This is a genomic window from Pseudomonas sp. P1.31 (genome assembly GCF_001269815.1).
Taxonomy (GTDB): Bacteria; Pseudomonadota; Gammaproteobacteria; order Pseudomonadales; family Pseudomonadaceae; genus Aquipseudomonas; species Aquipseudomonas rustica.
In genome coordinates, this window is the sequence record NZ_LHVN01000037.1 from 64,816 (window position 1) to 84,306 (window position 19,491).

Annotated in this window: 32 protein-coding genes; all 32 read right to left on the minus strand. The window is 54.4% G+C overall.

Features of this window, described 5'->3' with window-relative positions:
- Positions 1-92 precede the first annotated feature (92 nt).
- The 32 genes from AD669_RS24105 to rpsG all read right to left on the minus strand — a co-directional run bounded on the left by AD669_RS24105 (position 93) and on the right by rpsG (position 19,484).
- Positions 93-1,547: a catalase gene (locus tag AD669_RS24105; RefSeq protein WP_053124311.1), complete on the minus strand. Its 1,455-nt coding sequence runs from the start codon at positions 1,545-1,547 to the stop codon at positions 93-95.
- Positions 1,548-1,788: 241 nt separating this feature from the next.
- Complete coding sequence (gene rplQ / locus AD669_RS24110; protein ID WP_007918448.1) at positions 1,789-2,175, minus strand: 50S ribosomal protein L17; 387 nt, start codon at positions 2,173-2,175, stop codon at positions 1,789-1,791.
- Between the two features lie 42 nt (positions 2,176-2,217).
- Positions 2,218-3,219 (minus strand): DNA-directed RNA polymerase subunit alpha, encoded by a 1,002-nt coding sequence (gene rpoA, locus AD669_RS24115; RefSeq protein ID WP_003186012.1) that lies wholly within the window; start codon positions 3,217-3,219, stop codon positions 2,218-2,220.
- Between the two features lie 22 nt (positions 3,220-3,241).
- Positions 3,242-3,862: a 30S ribosomal protein S4 gene (gene rpsD / locus AD669_RS24120; RefSeq protein WP_003176404.1), complete on the minus strand. Its 621-nt coding sequence runs from the start codon at positions 3,860-3,862 to the stop codon at positions 3,242-3,244.
- Between the two features lie 18 nt (positions 3,863-3,880).
- Positions 3,881-4,270: a 30S ribosomal protein S11 gene (gene rpsK / locus AD669_RS24125; RefSeq protein WP_002555466.1), complete on the minus strand. Its 390-nt coding sequence runs from the start codon at positions 4,268-4,270 to the stop codon at positions 3,881-3,883.
- 30 nt (positions 4,271-4,300) lie between these two features.
- Positions 4,301-4,657, minus strand: a complete 357-nt coding sequence (gene rpsM, locus AD669_RS24130) for a 30S ribosomal protein S13 (RefSeq protein ID WP_003186020.1) — start codon at positions 4,655-4,657, stop codon at positions 4,301-4,303.
- Positions 4,658-4,786: 129 nt separating this feature from the next.
- The gene (gene rpmJ / locus AD669_RS24135; protein WP_002555468.1) at positions 4,787-4,903 is read right to left on the minus strand and encodes a 50S ribosomal protein L36; all 117 of its coding nucleotides are present in this window, start codon (positions 4,901-4,903) and stop codon (positions 4,787-4,789) included.
- A gap of 28 nt (positions 4,904-4,931) precedes the next feature.
- Positions 4,932-6,260, minus strand: a complete 1,329-nt coding sequence (secY, locus tag AD669_RS24140; protein ID WP_003228718.1) for a preprotein translocase subunit SecY — start codon at positions 6,258-6,260, stop codon at positions 4,932-4,934.
- Positions 6,261-6,698 (minus strand): 50S ribosomal protein L15, encoded by a 438-nt coding sequence (gene rplO / locus AD669_RS24145; RefSeq protein ID WP_042561340.1) that lies wholly within the window; start codon positions 6,696-6,698, stop codon positions 6,261-6,263. It abuts the gene before it with no gap.
- 3 nt (positions 6,699-6,701) lie between these two features.
- Complete coding sequence (rpmD, locus tag AD669_RS24150; RefSeq protein ID WP_003176408.1) at positions 6,702-6,878, minus strand: 50S ribosomal protein L30; 177 nt, start codon at positions 6,876-6,878, stop codon at positions 6,702-6,704.
- 2 nt (positions 6,879-6,880) lie between these two features.
- Positions 6,881-7,381: a 30S ribosomal protein S5 gene (rpsE, locus tag AD669_RS24155; RefSeq protein WP_007943782.1), complete on the minus strand. Its 501-nt coding sequence runs from the start codon at positions 7,379-7,381 to the stop codon at positions 6,881-6,883.
- 3 nt (positions 7,382-7,384) lie between these two features.
- On the minus strand, positions 7,385-7,735 hold the full coding sequence (rplR, locus tag AD669_RS24160; protein WP_003186037.1) for a 50S ribosomal protein L18: 351 nt from the start codon (positions 7,733-7,735) through the stop codon (positions 7,385-7,387).
- A 10-nt stretch (positions 7,736-7,745) separates the two neighbouring features.
- Positions 7,746-8,279 carry a 50S ribosomal protein L6 gene (gene rplF, locus AD669_RS24165; RefSeq protein WP_003176412.1) on the minus strand — a complete coding sequence of 178 codons (534 nt, stop codon included), beginning with the start codon at positions 8,277-8,279 and terminating at the stop codon, positions 7,746-7,748.
- Between the two features lie 12 nt (positions 8,280-8,291).
- A complete protein-coding gene (rpsH, locus tag AD669_RS24170; protein ID WP_007918458.1) occupies positions 8,292-8,684 on the minus strand; it encodes a 30S ribosomal protein S8 in 393 nt (130 codons plus the stop codon).
- A 209-nt stretch (positions 8,685-8,893) separates the two neighbouring features.
- On the minus strand, positions 8,894-9,199 hold the full coding sequence (gene rpsN, locus AD669_RS24175) for a 30S ribosomal protein S14 (protein WP_003228726.1): 306 nt from the start codon (positions 9,197-9,199) through the stop codon (positions 8,894-8,896).
- Between the two features lie 13 nt (positions 9,200-9,212).
- A complete protein-coding gene (gene rplE / locus AD669_RS24180) occupies positions 9,213-9,752 on the minus strand; it encodes a 50S ribosomal protein L5 (RefSeq protein WP_003176415.1) in 540 nt (179 codons plus the stop codon).
- A gap of 20 nt (positions 9,753-9,772) precedes the next feature.
- A complete protein-coding gene (rplX, locus tag AD669_RS24185; protein WP_008081905.1) occupies positions 9,773-10,087 on the minus strand; it encodes a 50S ribosomal protein L24 in 315 nt (104 codons plus the stop codon).
- An 11-nt stretch (positions 10,088-10,098) separates the two neighbouring features.
- Positions 10,099-10,467, minus strand: a complete 369-nt coding sequence (rplN, locus tag AD669_RS24190) for a 50S ribosomal protein L14 (RefSeq protein ID WP_002555479.1) — start codon at positions 10,465-10,467, stop codon at positions 10,099-10,101.
- Positions 10,468-10,490: 23 nt separating this feature from the next.
- Positions 10,491-10,757 (minus strand): 30S ribosomal protein S17, encoded by a 267-nt coding sequence (gene rpsQ, locus AD669_RS24195; protein WP_003176419.1) that lies wholly within the window; start codon positions 10,755-10,757, stop codon positions 10,491-10,493.
- A gap of 2 nt (positions 10,758-10,759) precedes the next feature.
- Positions 10,760-10,951, minus strand: a complete 192-nt coding sequence (rpmC, locus tag AD669_RS24200; protein ID WP_002555481.1) for a 50S ribosomal protein L29 — start codon at positions 10,949-10,951, stop codon at positions 10,760-10,762.
- Positions 10,951-11,364 carry a 50S ribosomal protein L16 gene (gene rplP / locus AD669_RS24205; protein WP_007896757.1) on the minus strand — a complete coding sequence of 138 codons (414 nt, stop codon included), beginning with the start codon at positions 11,362-11,364 and terminating at the stop codon, positions 10,951-10,953. The genes rpmC and rplP overlap by 1 nt, the downstream gene beginning before the upstream one ends.
- A 12-nt stretch (positions 11,365-11,376) precedes the next feature.
- Positions 11,377-12,063 (minus strand): 30S ribosomal protein S3, encoded by a 687-nt coding sequence (gene rpsC / locus AD669_RS24210; protein ID WP_003176422.1) that lies wholly within the window; start codon positions 12,061-12,063, stop codon positions 11,377-11,379.
- Between the two features lie 13 nt (positions 12,064-12,076).
- Positions 12,077-12,409: a 50S ribosomal protein L22 gene (rplV, locus tag AD669_RS24215; RefSeq protein ID WP_003103908.1), complete on the minus strand. Its 333-nt coding sequence runs from the start codon at positions 12,407-12,409 to the stop codon at positions 12,077-12,079.
- 11 nt (positions 12,410-12,420) lie between these two features.
- Entirely contained in the window at positions 12,421-12,696 is a 276-nt protein-coding gene (gene rpsS / locus AD669_RS24220) for a 30S ribosomal protein S19 (RefSeq protein ID WP_003228731.1), read from the minus strand.
- A 16-nt stretch (positions 12,697-12,712) separates the two neighbouring features.
- A complete protein-coding gene (gene rplB, locus AD669_RS24225) occupies positions 12,713-13,537 on the minus strand; it encodes a 50S ribosomal protein L2 (RefSeq protein ID WP_003228734.1) in 825 nt (274 codons plus the stop codon).
- Between the two features lie 14 nt (positions 13,538-13,551).
- Positions 13,552-13,851 carry a 50S ribosomal protein L23 gene (rplW, locus tag AD669_RS24230; RefSeq protein ID WP_002555488.1) on the minus strand — a complete coding sequence of 100 codons (300 nt, stop codon included), beginning with the start codon at positions 13,849-13,851 and terminating at the stop codon, positions 13,552-13,554.
- Positions 13,848-14,450, minus strand: coding sequence for a 50S ribosomal protein L4 (rplD, locus tag AD669_RS24235; RefSeq protein WP_007918468.1), 603 nt, complete (start codon positions 14,448-14,450; stop codon positions 13,848-13,850). The genes rplW and rplD overlap by 4 nt, the downstream gene beginning before the upstream one ends.
- A 12-nt stretch (positions 14,451-14,462) precedes the next feature.
- The gene (rplC, locus tag AD669_RS24240; RefSeq protein ID WP_003228738.1) at positions 14,463-15,098 is read right to left on the minus strand and encodes a 50S ribosomal protein L3; all 636 of its coding nucleotides are present in this window, start codon (positions 15,096-15,098) and stop codon (positions 14,463-14,465) included.
- Positions 15,099-15,178: 80 nt separating this feature from the next.
- Positions 15,179-15,490, minus strand: coding sequence for a 30S ribosomal protein S10 (rpsJ, locus tag AD669_RS24245; RefSeq protein ID WP_003186070.1), 312 nt, complete (start codon positions 15,488-15,490; stop codon positions 15,179-15,181).
- 159 nt (positions 15,491-15,649) lie between these two features.
- Positions 15,650-16,843, minus strand: coding sequence for an elongation factor Tu (gene tuf / locus AD669_RS24250; RefSeq protein WP_007918472.1), 1,194 nt, complete (start codon positions 16,841-16,843; stop codon positions 15,650-15,652).
- A gap of 31 nt (positions 16,844-16,874) precedes the next feature.
- Positions 16,875-18,980 carry an elongation factor G gene (gene fusA, locus AD669_RS24255; protein ID WP_053124314.1) on the minus strand — a complete coding sequence of 702 codons (2,106 nt, stop codon included), beginning with the start codon at positions 18,978-18,980 and terminating at the stop codon, positions 16,875-16,877.
- 30 nt (positions 18,981-19,010) lie between these two features.
- Positions 19,011-19,484: a 30S ribosomal protein S7 gene (gene rpsG, locus AD669_RS24260; RefSeq protein ID WP_007916467.1), complete on the minus strand. Its 474-nt coding sequence runs from the start codon at positions 19,482-19,484 to the stop codon at positions 19,011-19,013.
- Positions 19,485-19,491: the final 7 nt, after the last annotated feature.

Below are 19,491 nucleotides of genomic sequence, written 5' to 3' on the forward strand. Positions count from 1 at the left end.
ACCCGCTTAGCGCAATAAAAGCGAAGATATTCTGAGAAAAGCAGCCTAAATAACGCAAAAACCGCCCAAATGAGGGCGGTTCTGCTTCTCGTTTAGACTTCGTTACGCTGTACGTTGAGCAGCTTTGCGATTGCTTCTCCATACGCCGGATCGGCTTTGTAGAAATGCTGCAACTGGCGATCAACGACATCACTAGAAACACCACTCAGTGCACCGGCGATGTTGCTGACCAGCAGTGCTCTTTGATCGTCGCTCATCAACCGGAACAGCGCACCGGCGTGGCTGTAGTAATCGGTGTCTTCGCGGTGATCGTAACGATCAGCCGAGCCGCTCAGGGCCAGCGCAGGCTCAGCGTAATGCGGAGCTTGTTTTGGCGATTCGATGTAGCTGTTCGGCTCGTAATTCGGTGCTGCGCCGCCATTGCTGCCGAACGCCATCGAACCGTCGCGCTGGTAAGTATTCACCGGGCTGCGTGGCGCGTTCACCGGCAGTTGCTGGTGATTGGTGCCTACGCGGTAGCGATGCGCATCGGCGTAAGCGAAGACGCGACCTTGCAGCATACGATCCGGCGACAGACCGACGCCTGGCACCATATTGCTTGGGCCGAACGCGGCTTGTTCAACTTCAGCGAAGTAGTTCTGCGGGTTGCGATTCAGTTCCAGCTCGCCCACTTCGATCAGCGGGAATTCTTTCTGCGACCAGGTTTTGGTCACGTCGAACGGGTTCTCGTAATGCGCCGCCGCTTGCGCCTCGGTCATGATCTGAATGCACACGCGCCATTTCGGGAAATCACCACGCTCGATCGCTTCGAACAGATCGCGCTGGGCGTAATCCGGGTCGGTGCCGGCAATACGGGCAGCATCCGCAGGTGCCAGATTCTTGATGCCTTGTTTTGTCTTGTAGTGCCACTTCACCCAGTGACGCTCGCCTTGCGCGCTGATGAGGCTGTACGTGTGACTGCCAAAGCCGTGCATGTGACGGTAGCCGTCAGGAATGCCGCGATCGGAGAACAGAATGGTCACCTGGTGCAGCGCCTCAGGCGAATGCGACCAGAAGTCCCACATCATCTGCGCGCTTTTCAGATTGCTTTGTGGCAGACGCTTTTGCGTGTGAATGAAGTCCGGGAATTTCAGAGGATCACGGATGAAGAACACCGGGGTGTTGTTGCCAACAATGTCCCAGTTGCCTTCCTCGGTATAGAACTTCAGCGCGAAGCCACGTGGATCTCGCTCGGTGTCGGCAGAACCGCGTTCGCCACCCACGGTAGAGAAACGCAGGAACGTCGGGGTTTGTTTGCCTACAGATTCAAACAGTTTGGCGCTGGTGTACTCGGTGATATCACGAGTGACAGTGAACGTGCCGTAAGCGCCCGAGCCTTTAGCGTGGACACGACGTTCAGGAATGTTTTCACGATTGAAGTGAGCAAGTTTCTCGAGCAGGTGGAAATCGTCGAGAAGCAGCGGGCCACGTGGGCCGGCGGAGCGAGAATTCTGGTTGTCAGCGACAGGTGCGCCACTGGCGGTCGTAAGCGTTTTGATCTGGCTCATACGGTCTTCTTCCTATGTCAGTCCTGGAACTGCCGGCTAATCGGCTTGGCGGGAAGTATTGATCATCGACGTGAGAGCCACAAATTCATTAACTCGTGCACATCGATAGATAATTACTAATTATGATTCCCGCCCCATGGTGACAGCTGACCTATGTCAGAAGCTTGTACGAACAGCGCATTTTTCTTGCAGACACAAAAAACCGGGCACTAGGCCCGGTTCTTTGTTTCAGACTGACGCCTTACTCGGCGGATACAGCTTCGCCAGCAGTAGCACGATCAACCAACTCGACGTACGCCATAGGCGCGTTGTCGCCAGTGCGGAAACCGCACTTGAGGATGCGCAGGTAGCCACCCTCACGGGTAGCGTAACGCTTGCCCAGGTCGTTGAAGAGCTTACCAACGATGGCTTTCGAACGAGTACGGTCGAATGCCAGACGGCGGTTAGCCAGGCTGTCTGTCTTGGCCAGAGTGATCAGCGGCTCAGCAACGCGACGCAGTTCTTTGGCTTTCGGCAGTGTAGTTTTGATCAGCTCGTGCTCGAACAGCGACACCGCCATGTTTTGGAACATGGCCTTGCGGTGCGAGCTGGTGCGGCTCAGGTGACGACCACTTTTACGATGACGCATGGTTCATTCCTTACCAAACACTACGTTCGGTGATTACGACGATCAGGCAGTCGCCTTGTCGTCCTTCTTAAGACTTGCAGGCGGCCAGTTGTCGAGGCGCATGCCGAGGGACAGACCGCGGGAGGCCAGAACGTCCTTGATTTCAGTCAAGGATTTCTTGCCCAGGTTCGGAGTCTTCAACAGCTCTACTTCGGTACGCTGAATCAGGTCGCCGATGTAGTAGATGTTTTCCGCCTTAAGGCAGTTAGCCGAACGTACAGTCAGTTCCAGATCGTCAACCGGGCGAAGCAGGATCGGATCGATCTCGTCTTCCTGCTCGACAACCACTGGCTCACTGTCACCTTTGAGGTCGACGAACGCAGCCAACTGCTGTTGCAGGATGGTTGCAGCGCGGCGAATAGCCTCTTCAGGATCCAGAGTACCGTTGGTTTCCAGATCAATAACCAGCTTGTCCAGGTTAGTACGCTGCTCGACACGGGCGTTTTCCACCACGTATGCGATACGGCGAACCGGGCTGAACGAAGAGTCAAGCTGCAAGCGACCGATGCTGCGGCTTTCGTCTTCATCGCTCTGACGCGAGTCTGCTGGTTCATAACCACGACCACGAGCTACGGTGAGCTTCATGTTCAGGGCGCCGTTAGACGCCAGGTTAGCGATTACGTGATCGGGATTAACGATCTCGACATCATGATCCAGCTGAATATCGGCAGCGGTAACCACCCCCGAACCCTTCTTCGACAAGGTCAGCGTAACTTCGTCACGACCGTGCAGCTTGATAGCCAGACCTTTAAGGTTCAACAGGATTTCAATTACGTCTTCCTGTACACCTTCGATGGCGCTGTACTCGTGGAGTACACCGTCAATCTCGGCCTCGACTACTGCGCAGCCGGGCATTGAGGACAACAGGATGCGTCGCAGCGCGTTGCCCAGGGTGTGGCCAAAACCACGCTCGAGAGGCTCGAGAGTGATCTTGGCGCGGGTTGGACTGACAACCTGCACATCAATATGGCGGGGTGTCAGGAACTCATTTACCGAAATCTGCATGGATGCACCTATTTTCTAGCCCTTACTTGGAGTAGAGCTCGACAATCAGGCTTTCGTTGATGTCGGCGGACAGATCACTGCGAGCAGGAACGTTCTTGAAAACGCCCGACTTCTTCTCAGTGTCTACTTCTACCCATTCTACGCGGCCACGTTGGGCACACAGATCGAGAGCTTGGACAATGCGAAGTTGGTTTTTTGCTTTTTCGCGAACTGCAACCACGTCACCAGCACGAACCTGATACGACGGAACGTTTACGGTCTGACCGTTAACGCTGATCGACTTGTGCGATACCAGCTGACGGGATTCGGCACGAGTCGAACCAAAGCCCATACGGTATACAACGTTGTCCAGACGGCATTCGAGCAGTTGCAGCAGGTTTTCACCGGTTGCACCTTTCTTGCCAGCAGCTTCTTTGTAGTAGCCGCTGAATTGACGCTCGAGAACGCCGTAGATACGACGGACCTTCTGCTTTTCACGCAGTTGGGTGCCGTAATCGGACTGGCGACCGCGGCGTTGGCCGTGGATACCAGGTGCTGCTTCAATGTTGCACTTCGATTCGATCGCGCGCACGCCGCTCTTCAGGAAGAGATCGGTGCCTTCGCGACGAGCGAGTTTGCATTTTGGACCAATGTAACGAGCCATTCTTTACAATCTCCTGGATTACACGCGGCGCTTCTTCGGCGGACGGCACCCGTTGTGCGGGATTGGCGTCACGTCGGTGATGCTGGCGATCTTATAGCCACAGCCGTTCAATGCACGGACAGCAGACTCACGACCTGGACCTGGACCTTTGACGTTAACGTCGAGGTTTTTCAGGCCATATTCCAGCGCAGCTTGACCAGCACGTTCAGCAGCTACTTGAGCAGCAAACGGGGTGGACTTGCGGGAACCGCGGAAACCCGAACCACCGGAGGTAGCCCAAGAAAGCGCGTTACCTTGACGGTCGGTGATGGTCACGATTGTGTTGTTAAAAGAAGCATGGATGTGGGCGATGCCATCAACCACTGTCTTTTTAACTTTTTTACGAGGACGAGCAGCAGGTTTTGCCATGATTAATTTCCTGTCGATTCGCGTGGGCGATTACTTGCGGATCGGCTTACGCGGACCTTTACGGGTACGCGCGTTAGTCTTGGTACGCTGACCGCGTACTGGAAGACCACGACGATGACGCAGACCACGGTAGCAACCGAGGTCCATCAAACGCTTGATTTTCATGTTGATTTCGCGACGCAGGTCACCTTCAGTGGTGAACTTCGCCACTTCGCCACGCAATTGCTCAATCTGCTCATCGCTCAGATCTTTGATCTTTGCGGCTGGGTTTACCCCAGTCACTGCGCAAATTTTCTGCGCAGTAGTGCGACCAACACCATAGATGTAGGTCAGCGAGATAACAGTGTGCTTGTTATCTGGAATGTTAACGCCTGCAATACGGGCCATTCAGTGGGACTCCAATTGACAGCTACCTACGCCCCGGAAGCCAAGAAATAGGGCGCGAGATAATATCGCTGTAATAACAAATAATCAACCCGGCAGCGCACTAGCTGCCGGGCTTCAAGCGGATCACACTCAGCCTTGGCGCTGTTTGTGACGCGGTTCCGCGCTGCAAATTACTCGAACAACACCTTCGCGGCGAATAATCTTGCAGTTACGGCACAGCTTTTTCACCGATGCACGAACTTTCATCACCAACTCCTCGAACCTTATGGGGTACTCAGCGCAACATGCCGCTGCCGTAGCCCTTCAGGTTGGCTTTCTTCATCAGGGATTCGTACTGGTGCGAAACGAGGTGCGATTGTACTTGGGACATGAAGTCCATCACAACCACGACCACGATCAGCAACGAGGTCCCGCCAAGGTAGAACGGTACGTTTGCTGCGACCACCAGGAACTGGGGAAGCAGGCACACGGCCGTCATGTAAAGAGCACCGAACATGGTCAAGCGAGTCAGAACGCCATCAATGTAGCGCGCAGACTGCTCACCTGGACGGATGCCCGGAATAAAGGCACCGGACTTCTTCAGGTTTTCCGCTACGTCTTTCGGATTGAACATCAACGCCGTATAGAAGAAGCAGAAGAAAATAATCCCTGCACTAAACAGCAGAATATTCAACGGCTGACCAGGAGCGATCGACTGCGAGATGTCCTGCAACCAGCCCATACCTTCAGACTGACCAAACCAGGCACCCAACGAAGCCGGGAACAGCAAAATGCTGCTCGCGAAAATAGCTGGAATAACACCAGCCATGTTCACTTTCAGCGGCAAGTGGCTTGTCTGCGCAGCAAAAACCTTGCGGCCCTGCTGACGCTTGGCGTAGTGAACAGCAATACGACGCTGACCACGCTCAATGAACACCACGAAACCGATAATCGCTACTGCCAGCAAACCGATGGCAACCAGGGCGAAGATGTTGATATCACCCTGACGTGCAGACTCGAAAGACTGCCCGATTGCTCTCGGAAGACCGGCGACGATACCCGAAAAAATCAACATCGAGATACCGTTACCTACACCGCGCTCAGTAATCTGCTCACCCAGCCACATCATGAACATCGCACCAGCCACAAACGTGGATACCGCGACGAAATGGAAGCCAAAGTCACCAGTGAACGCAACGCCCTGCCCCGCCAGACCTATGGACATGCCAATAGCCTGAACAAGAGCGAGGACGACGGTGCCGTAGCGGGTGTACTGGCTGATCTTGCGACGGCCAGCTTCACCTTCCTTCTTCAACTGCTCCAGCTGCGGGCTGACGGCGGTCATCAGTTGCATGATGATCGATGCCGAAATGTACGGCATGATCCCCAGTGCAAAGATGCTCATCCGTTCCAGCGCGCCGCCGGAGAACATGTTGAACAAGCTAAGAATGGTCCCCTCATTCTGTCGAAACAGGTCTGCGAGTCGGTCCGGGTTAATACCTGGAACCGGGATGTGTGCGCCTATTCGGTAGACGATAATCGCCAGGAACAGAAAACGCAGACGAGCCCAGAGTTCAGACATACCGCCTTTGCCGAGCGCAGAGAGAGCACCTTGCTTAGCCATTTATTCCTCGAACTTGCCGCCAGCTGCTTCGATAGCCGAACGCGCACCTTTGGTGGCGCCGATTCCCTTGCCGATAGTGACAGCGCGAGTCACTTCACCGGACAGCATGATTTTCACACGCTGTACGTTGACGTTGATCACGTTGGCATCTTTCAGGGACTGCACGGTAACGATGTCGCCTTCCACTTTAGCCAGCTCGGACAAACGCACTTCTGCGCGATCCATGGCCTTCAGGGAAACGAAACCGAACTTCGGCAGACGACGATGCAGCGGCTGTTGACCGCCTTCAAAGCCTGGAGCAATAGTGCCACCGGAGCGGGAGGTTTGACCTTTGTGGCCACGGCCACCAGTCTTACCCAAACCGCTACCGATACCACGGCCCGGACGATGCTTTTCGCGACGGGAACCCGGCGCTGGACTCAGATCATTGAGTTTCATCGATTAACCCTCGACACGCAGCATGTAGTAAGCCTTGTTGATCATCCCGCGATTCTCGGGAGTATCCTGGACTTCTACAGTGTGACCGATGCGACGCAGACCCAGACCCTTAACGCACAGTTTGTGGTTAGGGATGCGGCCGGTCATGCTTTTGATCAGCGTTACTTTAACGGTAGCCATGATCAGAAGATCTCCTTGACGCTTTTGCCACGCTTGGCGGCAATGGATTCAGGAGATTGCATAGCTTTCAAACCTTTGAAAGTGGCGTGAACCACGTTTACCGGGTTAGTCGAGCCGTAGCACTTGGCCAGAACGTTCTGAACGCCAGCAACTTCGAGGACAGCACGCATAGCGCCGCCAGCGATGATACCGGTACCTTCAGAAGCAGGCTGCATGTACACCTTCGAAGCGCCGTGACCGGACTTCATTGCGTACTGCAGAGTGGTGCCGTTCAGGTCAACTTGGATCATGTTGCGGCGAGCAGCTTCCATTGCCTTCTGGATCGCAGCAGGCACTTCACGTGACTTGCCACGGCCGAAGCCAACACGCCCTTTACCATCACCAACCACGGTCAACGCGGTGAAAGTGAAGATACGGCCGCCTTTAACGGTTTTGGCTACGCGGTTAACTTGAACCAGCTTCTCAATGTAGCCTTCGTCGCGCTTTTGGTCGTTATTTGACATAACTTAGAACTCCAGCCCAGCTTCACGAGCAGCATCAGCCAGCGCTTTAACGCGGCCGTGGTACTTGAAGCCAGAGCGGTCGAAAGCCACTTGCGAGACGCCAGCGGCCTTAGCACGCGTAGCGACCAGCTGGCCAACCTTTGTGGCCGCGTCGATGTTGCCAGTGGCGCCATCACGCAGTTCTTTATCCAAAGTCGAGGCAGATGCCAGGACTTTGTTGCCGTCGGCCGAGATGACCTGGGCGTAGATGTGCTGCGACGAGCGGAACACGCAGAGACGCACGACTTCTAGTTCGTGCATTTTCAGGCGTGCTTTGCGAGCGCGACGCAGTCGAGTAACTTTTTTGTCGGTCATTTGCTATGCCCTACTTCTTCTTGGCTTCTTTACGACGGACGACTTCGTCCGCGTAGCGCACACCTTTGCCTTTGTACGGCTCTGGTGGACGGAAGTCGCGGATCTCAGCGGCCACTTGACCTACCAGCTGCTTATCGATGCCCTTGATCAGGATATCGGTCTGGCTAGGAGTCTCAGCGGTGATGCCTTCCGGCAGTTCGTAATCCACTGGGTGCGAGAAGCCAAGGGCAAGGTTCAGAACCGTGCCTTTTGCTTGCGCTTTGTAACCAACACCGACCAGCTGGAGCTTACGCTCGAAGCCTTGGCTTACGCCTTGGACCATGTTGTTTACCAACGCACGCGTGGTACCGGCCATTGCGCGAGTTTGTTGATCGCCATTGCGAGCAGCAAAACGCAGCTCACCAGCTTCTTCAACAATCTCAACGGACGAATGGATGTTCAGTTCGAGAGTGCCCTTGGCACCCTTCACCGAAAGCTGTTGGCCTGCGAATTTTACTTCGACACCGGCTGGCAGCTTAACGGGGTTCTTAGCGACGCGAGACATGCTTATCCCCCCTTAGAACACAGTGCAAAGAACTTCGCCGCCGACACCGGCAGCGCGCGCAGCACGATCCGTCATCACACCTTTGTTGGTGGAGACGATAGACACGCCAAGACCGCCACGAACTTTCGGCAGATCTTCAACGGACTTGTACTGACGCAGGCCTGGACGACTAACGCGCTTCACTTCTTCGATAACCGGACGGCCTTCGAAGTACTTCAGCTCGATGGACAACGACGGCTTAGCGTCGGTGGTGATCTGAAAATCCGCGATGTAACCTTCGTCCTTCAGGACTTTTGCTACAGCCACCTTCAACGTGGAAGACGGCATGCTTACGACAGACTTTTCAGCCATCTGGGCATTACGGATTCGAGTTAGCATGTCCGCTAACGGGTCCTGCATACTCATGGGCTAGACGCTCCTAATACAGAAAAATTAGCCTTGCGGCTACTACTTGTCGCCGAGAACTTCCGGGCATGAAAAACACGGGCTCAGGCGAGCCGGTCATTCTAGACACACCCCAGAAATGAATCAAGCCCCAAGAGGGGCTTGATTCAGATTCAAGGCCACCGATGGTCAGGTTCTTGCGAACCTGAACATCGAGACTTTGACAGCAATTACCAGCTGGCTTTAACCAGACCTGGTACGTCACCACGCATTGCAGCTTCACGCAGCTTGTTACGGCCAAGGCCGAACTTGCGGTAAACGCCGTGCGGACGACCAGTCAGGCGGCAACGGTTACGCATGCGCGAAGCGCTTGCGTCACGTGGTTGCTTCTGCAGAGCTACGGTAGCTTCCCAACGTGCTTCTGGACTTGCGTTCAGATCAACGATGATAGCTTTCAGCGCTGCACGCTTGGTGGCGTACTTGGCAACAGTGAGCTGACGCTTCAGCTCACGGTTTTTCATGCTCTTCTTGGCCATTTTCCTACTCCAATCAGTTGCGGAACGGGAATTTGAAAGCACGCAGCAGAGCGCGGCCTTCATCATCGTTCTTGGCAGTGGTGGTCAGGGTAATGTCCAGACCGCGGAGAGCATCGATCTTGTCGTAGTCGATTTCCGGGAAAATGATCTGCTCTTTCACGCCCATGCTGTAGTTACCACGACCATCGAAGGACTTGGCATTCAGGCCGCGGAAGTCGCGAACCCGAGGCAGGGAGATCGACAGCAGACGATCCAGGAACTCGTACATACGCTCACGGCGCAGAGTCACTTTGACGCCGATCGGCCATCCTTCACGGACTTTAAAGCCAGCGATGGATTTACGAGCGTAGGTCACAACGACTTTTTGGCCGGTGATCTTTTCCAGGTCAGCAACAGCATGCTCGATGACTTTCTTGTCACCAACAGCTTCGCCCAGACCCATGTTCAGGGTGATCTTTGTAACGCGTGGAACTTCCATCACGTTCGAAAGCTTAAGTTCTTCCTTAAGCTTCGGTGCGATTTCCTTCCAGTAAATCTCTTTTAGTCGTGCCATGGTCTTCTACCTAGCAGTGTTCAAGCATCAACCGCTTTTTGGGTCGACTTGAAGACACGAATTTTCTTGCCGTCTTCTACTTTGAAACCAACGCGGTCAGCCTTGTTGGTTTCGCCGTTGAAAATGGCGACGTTAGAAGCATCCAGTGGAGCTTCTTTTTCGACGATACCGCCTTGCACGCCCGACATCGGGTTAGGCTTGGTATGACGCTTAACCAGGTTCAAACCGCTGATAACCAGACGGTTATTAGCGAGAACCTTAAGCACCTTACCGCGCTTACCTTTGTCTTTGCCGGCGATCACGATGATCTCGTCGTCACGACGAATCTTTTGCATGTCGGATCTCCTTACAGCACTTCTGGGGCGAGCGAGACGATCTTCATGAACTTCTCAGTACGAAGTTCACGGGTCACTGGCCCAAAGATACGGGTGCCGATCGGCTCTTGCTTGTTGTTCAGAAGAACAGCAGCGTTGCCATCAAAGCGGATAATGGAGCCATCAGCACGACGTACGCCGTGACGAGTGCGGACTACAACAGCAGTCATCACTTGGCCTTTTTTCACTTTACCGCGAGGAATTGCTTCCTTCACGGTAACTTTGATGATGTCACCGATACCAGCGTAACGACGATGGGAGCCACCCAGCACCTTGATGCACATAACACGGCGAGCGCCGCTGTTATCGGCCACATCGAGCATGGATTGAGTCTGAATCATATAATTTCTCCGACCCCTAGTCCTTAGACTTCCACAGCGCGTTCGAGAACATCAACCAGCGCCCAAGACTTGGTCTTGGCCAAAGGACGAGTTTCACGAATAGTGACTTTGTCGCCGATGTGGCACTGATTGGTTTCGTCGTGCGCGTGCAGCTTAGTCGAACGCTTAACGTATTTACCGTAGATCGGGTGCTTAACGCGACGCTCGATCAGTACGGTGATGGTTTTGTCCATCTTGTCGCTGACAACACGGCCAGTCAGCGTACGGACAGTTTTTTCGGCTTCAGCCATGATTACTTACCTGCCTGCTGGTTGAGCACAGTCTTCACGCGAGCGATGTCACGCTTAACTTGCGAGAGCAGATGCGACTGCCCCAACTGGCCAGTTGCTTTCTGCATACGCAGATTGAACTGGTCGCGCAGCAAGCCGAGCAGTTGCTCATTCAGCTGCTGTGCGGATTTTTCACGAAGTTCATTCGCTTTCATCACATCACCGTCCGTTTAACAAAGGCGGTGGCGAGCGGCAGCTTTGCAGCAGCCAGGGCAAAAGCCTCACGCGCCAGCTCTTCAGAAACACCCTCGATTTCATACAGGACTTTGCCTGGCTGAATCTGGGCAACCCAGTACTCCACACTACCCTTACCTTTACCCATACGAACTTCAAGGGGCTTTTTGGAAATAGGCTTGTCCGGGAATACACGGATCCAGATCTTGCCGCCACGTTTAACGTGACGGGTCAGTGCACGACGCGCTGACTCGATCTGACGAGCGGTGAGACGACCACGAGCTACAGACTTCAGCGCGAACTCGCCGAAGCTGACTTTGCTACCGCGCTGAGCCAGACCACGGTTGTGGCCTGTCATCTGCTTGCGGAACTTCGTACGCTTAGGTTGCAACATTTGGCGTACCCCTTACTTAGCAGCTTTTTTACGAGGCGCTGGTGCTTGTGGTTTCAGCTCTTCTTGGCGACCACCAATTACTTCGCCTTTGAAGATCCAAACCTTTACACCGATCACACCATAAGTGGTGTGAGCTTCGTAGTTGGCATAGTCGATGTCGGCACGCAGGGTGTGCAATGGCACACGACCTTCGCGATACCATTCAGTACGTGCGATTTCAGCACCGCCGAGACGACCGCTCACTTGGATTTTGATGCCTTTGGCACCAATGCGCATGGCGTTCTGTACTGCGCGCTTCATAGCGCGACGGAACATTACACGACGCTCCAGCTGCTGAGCTACGCTCTGCGCAACCAGCATACCGTCGAGTTCCGGCTTGCGGATCTCTTCGATATTGATGTGCACAGGCACACCCATTTGCTTGGTCAGGTCCTGACGCAGTTTCTCAACATCTTCACCTTTCTTCCCGATAACGATACCTGGACGAGCGGTGTGGATGGTGATACGTGCAGTTTGGGCCGGACGATGGATATCGATACGGCTTACGGACGCGCTTTTTAGTTTGTCTTGGAGATACTCACGCACTTTCAGATCTGCGAACAAGTAGTCCGCATAAGTCCGACCGTCTGCGTACCAGACGGAGGTGTGCTCCTTGACGATTCCCAGGCGAATGCCAATGGGATGTACTTTCTGACCCATCTCTTCGACTCCGTTACTTGTCAGCAACCTTGACAGTGATATGGCAAGACCGCTTGACGATGCGATCAGCACGGCCTTTGGCACGTGGCATGATGCGCTTCAGCGAACGCCCTTCGTTGACGAAAACGGTGCTGACCTTCAGGTCATCAACGTCTGCGCCTTCGTTATGCTCGGCGTTGGCTACGGCCGACTCCAGCACTTTCTTCATGATCTCGGCGGCTTTCTTACTGCTGAAAGCCAACAAGTTGAGCGCTTCGCCCACCTTCTTCCCGCGGATCTGGTCGGCGACCAAGCGGGCTTTCTGGGCGGAGATTCGAGCGCCCGACAACTTAGCGGCTACTTCCATTTCCTAACCCCTTAACGCTTGGCTTTCTTGTCAGCCACGTGCCCACGATAAGTGCGGGTACCGGCGAACTCGCCCAGTTTATGGCCGACCATGTCTTCGTTCACGAGAACTGGGACGTGCTGACGACCGTTATGTACGGCGATGGTCAAACCGACCATCTGTGGCAGGATCATCGAACGACGCGACCAAGTCTTAATTGGTTTGCGATCGTTCTTTTCCGCCGCCACTTCGATCTTCTTCAGTAGGTGAAGATCAATAAAAGGACCTTTTTTCAGAGAACGTGGCACTGTCGTATCCCTCTATTTACTTGCGACGACGGACGATCATTTTGTCGGTACGCTTATTACCACGAGTCTTCGCGCCCTTAGTCGGGAAGCCCCATGGCGATACCGGATGACGACCACCAGAGGTACGACCTTCACCACCACCATGTGGGTGGTCAACCGGGTTCATGGCAACACCACGAACGGTTGGGCGAACGCCACGCCAGCGTTTGGCACCAGCTTTACCCAGCGAACGCAGGCTGTGCTCGGAGTTCGAGACTTCGCCCAGGGTCGCACGGCATTCAGCCAGGACTTTACGCATTTCACCGGAACGCAGACGCAGGGTCACGTACACACCTTCACGAGCGATCAGCTGAGCCGAAGCACCAGCGGAACGAGCGATCTGTGCGCCTTTACCTGGCTTCAGTTCGATGCCGTGTACAGTAGAACCCACTGGAATGTTGCGCAGTTGCAGAGCGTTACCTGGCTTGATTGGAGCCAGAGCGCCTGCGATCAGCTGGTCGCCAGCACTCACGCCTTTAGGGGCGATGATGTAGCGACGCTCGCCGTCTGCGTAGCAGAGCAGTGCGATGTGAGCAGTACGGTTTGGATCGTATTCGATACGCTCGACAGTGGCGACGATGCCATCTTTGTCGTTGCGACGGAAATCGACCATACGATAATGCTGCTTATGACCACCACCGATGTGACGCGTGGTAATACGGCCATTGTTGTTACGACCACCAGTCTTCGATTTTTTCTCGAGCAGCGGTGCGTGAGGAGCGCCTTTATGCAGCTCCTGGTTGACCACCTTGACCACAAAACGGCGGCCAGGGGAAGTCGGTTTGCATTTAACGATTGCCATGATGCACCCCTTCCTTACTCAGCACTGCTGCTGAAATCGAGATCTTGGCCTGGCTGAAGGGAGATAACTGCCTTCTTCCAGTCATTACGCTTGCCCAGACCGCGAGCTGTGCGCTTGCTCTTACCCAGAACGTTCAGGGTAGTAACACGCTCAACTTTCACGCTGAACAGGCTTTCGACGGCCTTCTTGATTTCCAGCTTGGTTGCGTCAGTAGCAACCTTGAAAACGAACTGGCCTTTCTTGTCTGCCAGAACCGTAGCCTTCTCGGAAACGTGCGGGCCAAGCAGAACTTTAAATACGCGTTCCTGGTTCATCCCAGCAGCTCCTCGAATTTCTTCACGGCCGACACGGTGATCAACACCTTGTCGTATGCGATCAGACTAACTGGATCGGAACCTTGAACGTCACGTACATCTACGTGCGGCAGGTTACGAGCAGCCAGGTACAGGTTCTGATCAACAGCGTCCGACACGATCAAAACGTCGGTCAGGCTCATGTTGTTCAGCTTGCCCAGCAGATCTTTGGTTTTCGGAGTTTCAACAGCGAAATCCTGAACCACGACCAGACGATCAGTACGCACCAGCTCAGCAAGGATGGAACGCATTGCTGCGCGATACATCTTCTTGTTCAGCTTCTGGGAGTGATCCTGTGGACGTGCTGCAAAAGTGGTACCGCCGCCACGCCAGATTGGGCTACGGATAGTACCGGCACGAGCACGGCCAGTACCTTTCTGACGCCATGGGCGCTTACCGCCACCACGAACGTCGGAACGGGTCTTTTGCTGCTTGGTACCTTGACGGCCGCCGGCCATGTAGGCCACGACTGCTTGGTGAACCAGCGTCTCGTTGAATTCGCCGCCAAATGTCAGTTCGGAAACTTCGATCGCTTGAGCGTCATTTACATTTAATTGCATGTCAGCTTCCCCTTAACCGCGAGCCTTGGCTGCTGGACGTACAACCAGGTTGCCGCCAGTAGCGCCAGGAACAGCACCCTTGACCAACAACAGATTGCGTTCAGCGTCCACGCGCACTACTTCCAGGGACTGCACGGTCACGCGCTCAGCGCCCATATGACCGGACATTTTTTTGCCCTTGAATACACGACCAGGAGTCTGGCACTGGCCGATAGAGCCTGGGACGCGGTGGGATACGGAGTTACCGTGGGTGTTATCTTGCCCGCGGAAATTCCAACGCTTGATCGTACCCTGGAAGCCTTTACCCTTGGACTGACCGGTTACATCAACCAGTTGACCAGCGGCGAAGATTTCAGCGTTGATCAGATCGCCAGCCTGGTACTCGCCTTCTTCAAGACGGAATTCCATGGTGGTGCGACCAGCGGCAACGTTCGCCTTAGCGAAGTGGCCAGCCTGAGCTGCTGTTACACGCGAAGCACGACGCTCGCCGACAGTGACTTGCACTGCACGATAGCCATCGGTCTCTTCAGTTTTGAACTGGGTGACGCGATTCGGTTCGATCTCAATGACCGTGACCGGAATGGAGACACCTTCTTCGGTGAAAATACGGGTCATACCGCATTTACGACCGACTACACCAATAGTCATGTTGTAAACCTCATGAGTGTACGGGGCTTTCACCCGCTATGGCCGCCCATTTCAGAGCGTTACACGACTAAGACCGAGTCTTAGCCGAGGCTGATCTGCACTTCCACACCGGCCGCAAGATCAAGCTTCATAAGAGCATCAACGGTTTTATCCGTTGGCTGGACGATGTCCAGAACGCGCTTATGAGTGCGGATTTCGTACTGGTCGCGCGCGTCTTTGTTGACGTGCGGAGAAACCAGAACGGTGAACCGCTCTTTACGGGTAGGCAGTGGAATTGGACCACGCACTTGAGCACCAGTACGTTTCGCGGTTTCCACGATTTCCTGGGTTGATTGGTCGATCAGGCGATGGTCGAAAGCCTTCAACCTGATACGGATTTGCTGATTTTGCATTGGATTTCAGACTCCGGCTGCTATTCCCACCGAGCGCAATACGCCCGTTAAAAGGAGGCGCAATTCTATAGACGCCCCATATAGGTGTCAACCCAATAAAAAAAGCCCCCGCTGAGCGGGGGCTTTTTCAAAGCATCAAGCAATCTCTATAAAAGAGAATTACGCGATGATTTTGGCTACGACGCCAGCGCCGACGGTACGACCGCCTTCACGGATAGCGAAACGCAGACCGTCTTCCATTGCGATGGTTTTGATCAGGGTAACAGTCATCTGAATGTTGTCACCTGGCATTACCATTTCAACGCCTTCTGGCAGCTCGCAGTTACCAGTCACGTCAGTAGTACGGAAGTAGAACTGTGGACGGTAGCCTTTGAAGAACGGAGTGTGACGACCGCCTTCTTCTTTGCTCAGAACGTAAACTTCTGCGGTGAAAGTGGTGTGCGGCTTAACCGAACCCGGCTTAACCAGAACCTGACCACGTTCAACGTCGTCACGCTTGGTGCCACGCAGCAGAACGCCGCAGTTCTCACCAGCACGACCTTCGTCGAGCAGCTTGCGGAACATTTCAACACCGGTGCAAGTAGTCACGGTGGTGTCACGCAGACCAACGATTTCCAGCGGATCTTGAACGCGAACGATACCGCGCTCGATACGACCAGTCACAACAGTACCGCGACCGGAGATCGAGAATACGTCTTCGATTGGCATCAGGAACGGCTTGTCAGTCACACGAACTGGTTCTGGGATGTAGCTGTCCAGAGTCTCAACCAGTTTCTTGACGGCAGTGGTACCCATCTCGTTGTCGTCTTTGCCTTCCAGAGCCATACGAGCCGAACCGATGATGATTGGAGTGTCATCGCCCGGGAAGTCGTAGGTGGACAGCAGGTCGCGAACTTCCATCTCAACCAGTTCCAGCAGCTCAGCGTCGTCTACCAGGTCAGCCTTGTTCAGGAAAACCACGATGTACGGAACGCCTACCTGACGGGACAGCAGGATGTGCTCACGGGTTTGTGGCATCGGACCATCAGCGGCCGAGCAAACCAGAATAGCGCCGTCCATTTGAGCAGCACCGGTGATCATGTTCTTCACATAGTCAGCGTGACCTGGGCAGTCAACGTGAGCGTAGTGACGGATCTTCGAGTTGTACTCAACGTGTGCGGTGTTGATGGTGATACCGCGAGCTTTCTCTTCTGGTGCGCTGTCGATCTTGTCGAAGTCAACGATTGCGGAACCGAAAACTTCGGAGCAAACGCGAGTCAGAGCAGCAGTCAGAGTGGTTTTACCGTGGTCAACGTGACCGATGGTGCCAACGTTGACGTGCGGTAGGGAACGATCAAATTTTTCTTTAGCCACGACAATTAACTCCTAGCCTAAAGGGGCTGAATCAGCCTTGTTTTTTGGTTACGGATTCGACGATGTGCGACGGAGCCGTATCGTATTTTTTGAATTCCATAGAGTAGCTTGCGCGACCCTGGGACATGGAACGAACGTCGGTCGCATAACCGAACATCTCACCCAGTGGAACCTCGGCACGGATAACCTTGCCGGACACTGTGTCTTCCATACCCTGGATCATGCCGCGACGACGGTTAAGGTCGCCCATCACATCACCCATATAGTCTTCAGGCGTAACAACCTCTACAGCCATGATCGGCTCAAGCAACTCACCACCGCCCTTCTGGGCCAGCTGCTTGGTCGCCATGGAGGCAGCCACTTTAAACGCCATCTCGTTGGAGTCGACGTCGTGGTAAGAACCATCGAACACGGTAGCCTTCAGGCCGATCAGCGGATAGCCGGCAACAACGCCGTTCTTCATCTGCTCTTCGATACCCTTCTGGATAGCCGGGATGTATTCCTTAGGAACCACACCACCTACAACTTCGTTCACGAATTGCAGACCTTCCTGACCTTCGTCAGCAGGAGCAAAACGGATCCAGCAGTGGCCGAACTGACCACGACCGCCGGATTGACGAACGAACTTGCCTTCGATTTCACAGTTCTTCGTGATGCGCTCACGATACGAAACCTGAGGCTTGCCGATGTTGGCTTCGACGTTGAACTCACGGCGCATCCGGTCAACCAGGATGTCCAGGTGCAGCTCGCCCATGCCGGAGATGATCGTTTGACCAGTCTCTTCATCAGTTTTAACGCGGAAAGACGGGTCTTCCTGAGCAAGTTTGCCCAGAGCGATACCCATTTTTTCCTGGTCATCCTTGGTCTTAGGCTCTACAGCAACCGAAATAACCGGCTCCGGGAAGTCCATGCGAACCAGGATGATTGGCTTGTCAGCGTTGCAGAGGGTCTCACCAGTGGTGACGTCCTTCATGCCGATCAGGGCCGCGATGTCACCAGCGCGCACTTCCTTGATCTCTTCACGGGCGTTTGCGTGCATTTGCACCATACGACCCACGCGCTCTTTCTTGCCTTTAACCGAGTTGATCACGCCGTCGCCGGAGTTCAACACGCCCGAGTAAACGCGGACGAAGGTCAAGGTACCCACGAATGGGTCAGTGGCAATTTTAAATGCCAGAGCGGAGAACGGTTCTGCGTCGTCTGCATGACGCTCCAGCTCGATAGTCTCGTCATCAGGGTCAGTACCCTTGATGGCAGGAATATCCACTGGTGCCGGCAGGTAGTCGATCACAGCATCGAGAACCAGGGGAACGCCCTTGTTCTTGAACGAGGAACCGCAAACAGCCAAGACGATCTCACCAGCGATAGTACGCTGACGCAGAGCGGCCTTGATTTCCACGTTGGTGAGCTCTTCACCTTCGAGGTACTTGTTCATCAGCTCTTCGCTGGCTTCGGCAGCAGCCTCAACCATGTTGTTGCGCCACTCGTCAGCCAACTCTTGCAGCTCTGCAGGAATAGGCTTGCGAACAGGAACCATACCCTTGTCAGCGTCGTTCCAGTAAACAGCTTCCATGGTCAACAGATCGATCTGACCCTGGAAGTTGTCTTCGGAACCGATAGCCAACTGGATCGGCACCGGAGTGTGACCCAGACGCTGCTTGATCTGACCGATCACGCGCAGGAAGTTGGCACCAGCACGGTCCATCTTGTTTACGTAAACAAGACGTGGAACGCCGTATTTGTTGGCCTGACGCCATACGGTTTCCGACTGAGGCTCAACACCCGAAGTACCGCAGAACACAACGACAGCGCCGTCGAGTACGCGCAGGGAACGTTCAACTTCAATGGTGAAGTCTACGTGGCCCGGGGTATCGATTACGTTGAAGCGGTGCTCGTCTTTGTACTGCTTCTCGGAACCTTTCCAGAAGGCGGTGATGGCAGCAGAAGTAATGGTAATACCACGCTCCTGCTCCTGCACCATCCAGTCTGTGGTCGCGGCGCCATCATGCACCTCGCCCATTTTGTGACTTTTGCCGGTGTAAAAAAGGACGCGCTCGGTGGTGGTGGTTTTACCAGCATCCACGTGAGCGACGATACCGATGTTACGGTAGCGACTAATCGGAGTAGTACGAGCCATAAAGCCCTCGCAAAATTAGTGAAGCTAAAATTAGAAGCGGTAGTGCGAGAAAGCTTTGTTGGCTTCAGCCATACGGTGCACGTCTTCACGCTTCTTAACAGCAGCACCTTTACCTTCAGCAGCATCCAGCAGTTCGCCAGCCAAACGCAGAGCCATAGACTTCTCGCCACGCTTACGGGCGAAGTCTACCAACCAGCGCATTGCCAGAGCGTTACGACGGGAAGGACGAACCTCGACCGGAACCTGGTAAGTAGCACCACCAACGCGGCGCGACTTCACTTCGACCAGCGGAGCGATGGCGTCGAGTGCTTTTTCGAAGAGTTCCAGGGGATCGGTGCCAGCCTTACGGGTCGCAACGGTTTCCAGGGCACCATAAACGATACGCTCGGCAACGGCTTTCTTGCCGCTTTCCATAACGTGGTTCATGAATTTGGCGAGGATCTGGCTTCCGTATTTCGGATCGTCCAGAATCTCACGCTTTGCTGCTACGCGACGTCTTGGCATGATAAGC